Here is a 4,550-nt window from a genome sequence, read left to right on the forward strand (position 1 = left end):
GAGGACGAGTGCGTGTGAATGACCTGCCAGGTGCCGGCGACCTTGCGGAACAGCACCGTTTGTTTCCCGATACGCTCCAGGCGTTCGCCATTGGAGCTGAACGTTCCACTGATCGCTGTGTCCGCGACAGCCCATGCAAAGTCACTTCCCTCGAATTGCACGTCTATATTCGAGAAGTCGAGTTCGAGATCCGGAATGGTATCTTTTTCGGGCTCGACATGATTTTCGACAAGGTCGAGCAGGCCAGTATTCTCGCCGCCTGACTCAAAGTACCGGGCGCCTGACCAGTCGAGAAAGTTCTGTCGGAACAGTTCGCCATCGCCGGTCTCCCAACCGGTTTCGATCGCGGCCATGATATCCAGGATCGCCTGTTCATCAGTCGAGACCGGTTTGGTGTCGTGATGGCCGTCGGAGTTGTCGTGTCCGGCGGGGACCGTGCCTGACATTTCTCGATCAGCTGCACCGTCGGTATGGTCGTGATCATGTCCATCGCCGCTCGCCGATGATCCATCCATCGTGTCGGATGGAGGCGCTCCGTGAGCGTCTTGATGATCGTCTGTTGAATTTACGGTGCCTTGGTCGCCATGACCGGCTCCGCCGCCATGATCATGATCGTGGCCTGGCCCGCTGGCTTCAGGAAGGGTCTGCACGCCAAGTCCGTACTTGTAGACAATTGTGCCTCCCCACCACGCTGTAACCGTCAAAAGACCTGCCACCGCCAGGGCACTGATCGCAAATACCGGGCCGGGCGACGAGGCCCTTCTCAGCCAGCGCCAACCGGCGAGGGCCAGTAATGCGAGGCCCGTGGGAACAGCCCAGTTGCGATGGGTTGTCATCGCTTCATGGGACGGCGCATCGTGAGCAACGCTGTAATAGGCCTGAAACCCGGCCGCGATGGTGGCCAGAACCGCCAAGGCAGCCAATGCCAGCATCCAGTCGGCGGCCGGTCGAAGGCTGTCGCGCCAGCGGCCTGCAGGTACGAGGAGGCCAGCCACATATGCCAAGGCTGCAGATGTGCCGAGGGCATAGGTAAAATGCACCAGCACGGGGTGAATATTGGGTTCTATGAAACCGCCCATTTTGTTCTCCTAATACCAGGTCCGCAGGCCCACGAGAAAGACGATATCGTCGCCTTCACCGCCTGCGGCTTTGATCATGTCGCGTGTCTCACCGAAGGCGCTTTGCCATTCGACGCCGACATAAGGCGCAAACTCCCTCCTGATTTCATAACGAAGCCGCAAGCCGGCATCGAGTGTGCTAAGTCCCGCGCCCGTTTCCCTTTCCGGTATGTCCTGCGCGGAAAGATTTGCTTCGATCCGAGGCTGCAAGATCAACCGCTGGGTCAGGAGCAACTCATATTCAGCCTCGATGCGGGCCGTTACATCGCCTTTTTCACTGAGAAAGGCGGAAGCGTCGACTTCGAACCAGTAGGGCGCCAGACCATTCAGTGCGACGACCCCATGCGCGAGACTATCCGGTTCGATGTCGTAGCGAACGCCCGCCTGAACATTCCAGAAAGGCGCAACCGCGCGGGAATAGAGCGCCTGGATCTCGGCATCATCCACGCCCTCTCCATTCAGAGAGGCGCGGCCCTCGCTCTTGAACCAGAGCTTGTTGATATCGCCCCCATACCAAGCCTGTCCGTTCCAGTACAAACTGTCGCCCTCGTCAGACATCTGAGCCTCGAGCTGGTTGAAGAGGATGTAGAAGCTCTTCTGGTCTCCGCCTTCCGCAAGAACGTCCCGGCGAGCGTCCGCCATTGCATCCTCGCCGTAGATGGCGTCGGCCTGATCCCAGGGCGGGGTTTGATTTGTGTCTTCCGCGAACGCGCTGCCGGTCGCGTAGAGCGCGAAGCCGAGGAGGAGAGGGGCTGCCAAATTCGGTTTCATCATGATTTTCCCTCCCCATGGTTCATGCCGTGATGGTCCATGGGCATATTCATCTGACCTGCCGGCATTTTTTCAGCTGGTGTCGTATCGTCTGCTGGCGGAATGACGCTGACGACCTGCATCATGCCAGCGTGCATGTGGTAAAGCAGATGGCAGTGGAACGCCCAGTCACCGACATGTTCTGCGGTGATGTCGACGCTGACCCTGTCTGCAGGCTTGACCGTTACTGTGTGCTTTCGAGGCATGTGATGACCACCGCCATTCACGAGATCGAAAAACATGCCGTGCAAATGGATCGGGTGTGGCATCATTGTATCGTTTACGAGCGTCAGGCGAACACGTTCACCCTCGTAGAACTTGATTGACTCGGTTACCTCGGAGAATTTTACACCGTCGAACGACCACATGTAGCGTTCCATGTTCGACGTCAGATGAATGACAATTTCGCGGCCAGGCGGGCGATGGTCCTCATTCATGTCGAGCGCGCGAAGCTGGTTGTAGGTGAGCGTGCGGTGGGGGACATCATCAAGCCCGAGACCGGGTTCGCCCAAGCGGCTCATCGTCATGCCTGATACTTTTGCGACACCGGGGCCGCGCTCTATATCTGCTTCAATCTTGACGGGCTGGACCGCCGGACCATGAGGATCGGGCATCATCGACATGGCACCCATGTCGTGGCCTTTCATGTCGTCCCCGGCCGTCGCGGTGTCCGGACCATGATCCATTCTCCCCATGCCTGACATGCCCGCCATGTCTCCATGGGCCATTCCCATGTCCCGCATGGTCAGCATCGGCACAGCTCGAAGCGCAGGCGCATCGACCCGCATACCGGCACGCGGGCCGAGCGTGGCGACGGCCTGGCCGGAGCGGTCGATCGATTCGGCAACAAAGGCGTAGGCGCGCGCTTCGGTCGGCGCGATGATGACATCATACGTCTCGGCCACGCCCATCTGGAACTCGTCGGTCTCAACCGGCTGGACATTCAGACCGTCGGCCTGGACCACCGTCATCGGCAAGCCCGGGAGGCGGACATTGAAGAGGGTCATGGCGGAGGCGTTGATAATGCGCAGGCGAACCCGCTCGCCCGGCTGGAAGACCATATTGAAATTATCGGCCGTCGAATGGCCATTGATCAGGTAGGTGTAGGTTTCGCCGGTCACGTCTGCGAGATCGCGCGGGCTCATTCGCATCTGCCCCCACATGCCGCCAAGTCCGGTTGGGTTCGACAGGGTCGGGCGGTTGAAATTCAGGCTCTCGGCATTCTTCTTGAGCTTGTCGAAGATCCGGTGCGGATGCGTGAAACTCCAGTCGCTGAGGACGAGCACATATTCCCGGTCATAAGCCACTGGGTCTGTACCTGCCGGATCTATGACGATCGGACCGTAATGGCCGAGTTGTTCCTGCAGACCAGAATGGGAGTGATACCAGTAAGTGCCATTTTGCGGCACCTTGAACTGATATTTGAACGTTTCGCCCGGTTTGATGCCCGGGAAGCTGACGCCCGGCACGCCGTCCATATGGAAGGGGACAAGCAGTCCGTGCCAATGGATCGAAGTGTCTTCGGCAAGCCGGTTGGTGACGTTCATTGTAACGTCATCGCCCTCGCGCAACCGCAAGAGCGGACCGGGAAGTGTGCCATTGATTCCGGTTGCCATACCGACTTTGCCGTTGAGCCTGACCGGGAACTGCCCGATTTCGAGGTCGAAGCGCGTGCCCGAAAGTGAGGGCACACCAAGGTTTCCGTTGCTGGAAGATTTTGCCCAAGCGGGCAGGAGGCTGCTTGCCCCCCAGGCTGCGCCGGTGCCGAGCACCGTCTGCAGCATATGTCGTCTGTTCAACATAATCGTCTCCGTGAGGTGAATTTATGCAATCGGGCTGCTAATGCAGCGACGCACGAAATCAGCTCAGGGAACGCACCTTTAATGTGACTGGCGTTTGTTGCAGCAGGTAACTTCGGACCTCAGGCCAGGGCGTGCGGACATTGACGACGCGCTTCCATGCGTGTTGCCATGAGGGTGTAGCAAGCCCGATGGGCGTCGTATCGCCTAATACGTGCTGGACCGGGTTCGCCGTCTTGTCGGCTTGGGCGACCGTTGCTGTCTGAAGCTTGCAGTGATCAGTCTCATCATCGCAGGGCGCCTCAGGCCCATCGGCGGGCGCCTGGTGAGAATGAGCGGTGAACTCGGTTGCCATGCTGTTCGTCGCCGACATATCGACGGGACACGCGCAGAGCACCTGCGACAGGCTGAAAAATACCGTCACGAGAGTTGCGACAACAAAGTTCATGACTACCACTTATACCCCATAGGGGTTTAAATCAAGAAAGAACCTCTGAGCACTCAAGGTTTGTCGTAACGGAGCAGGATCAACCCAGACCCGCGGGTCAGTCCCGAGCGAAAAGTTGCATGGCTACGCTCCAGCGCGAATTTGAACGGCCAGCAAATCATGTTAGCGATGCGAATGTCGCTGATAGGCAGCGTCGAACTTTGACAACACGAAAGGGCTGCACCACAGTTTGCACTACAAATTGCAAACAATCTGCACAACAAGCGAAGTTTTGAGTGCCATAGTGCGTTGAATTAATTTAATTTCAAGCACGATTACTGGGCGCGTCACTCGCGGTTCGGAATCCATTGTCGGCTCTTGGCGAAAGGGCAACCT

The 4,550-nt window shown here is 58.1% G+C and carries 4 protein-coding genes; all 4 read right to left on the reverse strand.

What is annotated here, in order from left to right; all coding sequences use genetic code 11:
* Positions 1-1,079 (reverse strand): DUF2231 domain-containing protein (locus tag AACZ55_RS15485; protein ID WP_273187705.1); only part of this gene is annotated, 1,079 nt, incomplete at its 3' end.
* 9 nt (positions 1,080-1,088) lie between these two features.
* The gene (locus AACZ55_RS15490; protein ID WP_034813580.1) at positions 1,089-1,892 is read right to left on the reverse strand and encodes a copper resistance protein B; all 804 of its coding nucleotides are present in this window, start codon (positions 1,890-1,892) and stop codon (positions 1,089-1,091) included.
* The gene (locus AACZ55_RS15495) at positions 1,889-3,730 is read right to left on the reverse strand and encodes a copper resistance system multicopper oxidase (RefSeq protein WP_272987647.1); all 1,842 of its coding nucleotides are present in this window, start codon (positions 3,728-3,730) and stop codon (positions 1,889-1,891) included. Before AACZ55_RS15495 ends, AACZ55_RS15490 begins: the two co-directional genes overlap by 4 nt.
* A 58-nt stretch (positions 3,731-3,788) precedes the next feature.
* Positions 3,789-4,175 (reverse strand): hypothetical protein, encoded by a 387-nt coding sequence (locus AACZ55_RS15500; protein ID WP_034813575.1) that lies wholly within the window; start codon positions 4,173-4,175, stop codon positions 3,789-3,791.
* Positions 4,176-4,550 lie beyond the last annotated feature (375 nt).

The sequence above is a fragment of the uncultured Pelagibacterium sp. genome (assembly GCF_963972885.1).
Classification (GTDB): Bacteria; Pseudomonadota; Alphaproteobacteria; order Rhizobiales; family Devosiaceae; genus Pelagibacterium; species Pelagibacterium nitratireducens.

Coding starts and splice junctions, on each gene's coding strand:
- AACZ55_RS15495 (WP_272987647.1), bottom strand. CDS start 3,730: ATGTTGAACAGACGACATATGCTGCAGACGGTGCTCGGCACCGGCGCA.
- AACZ55_RS15500 (WP_034813575.1), bottom strand. CDS start 4,175: ATGAACTTTGTTGTCGCAACTCTCGTGACGGTATTTTTCAGCCTGTCG.
- AACZ55_RS15490 (WP_034813580.1), bottom strand. CDS start 1,892: ATGATGAAACCGAATTTGGCAGCCCCTCTCCTCCTCGGCTTCGCGCTC.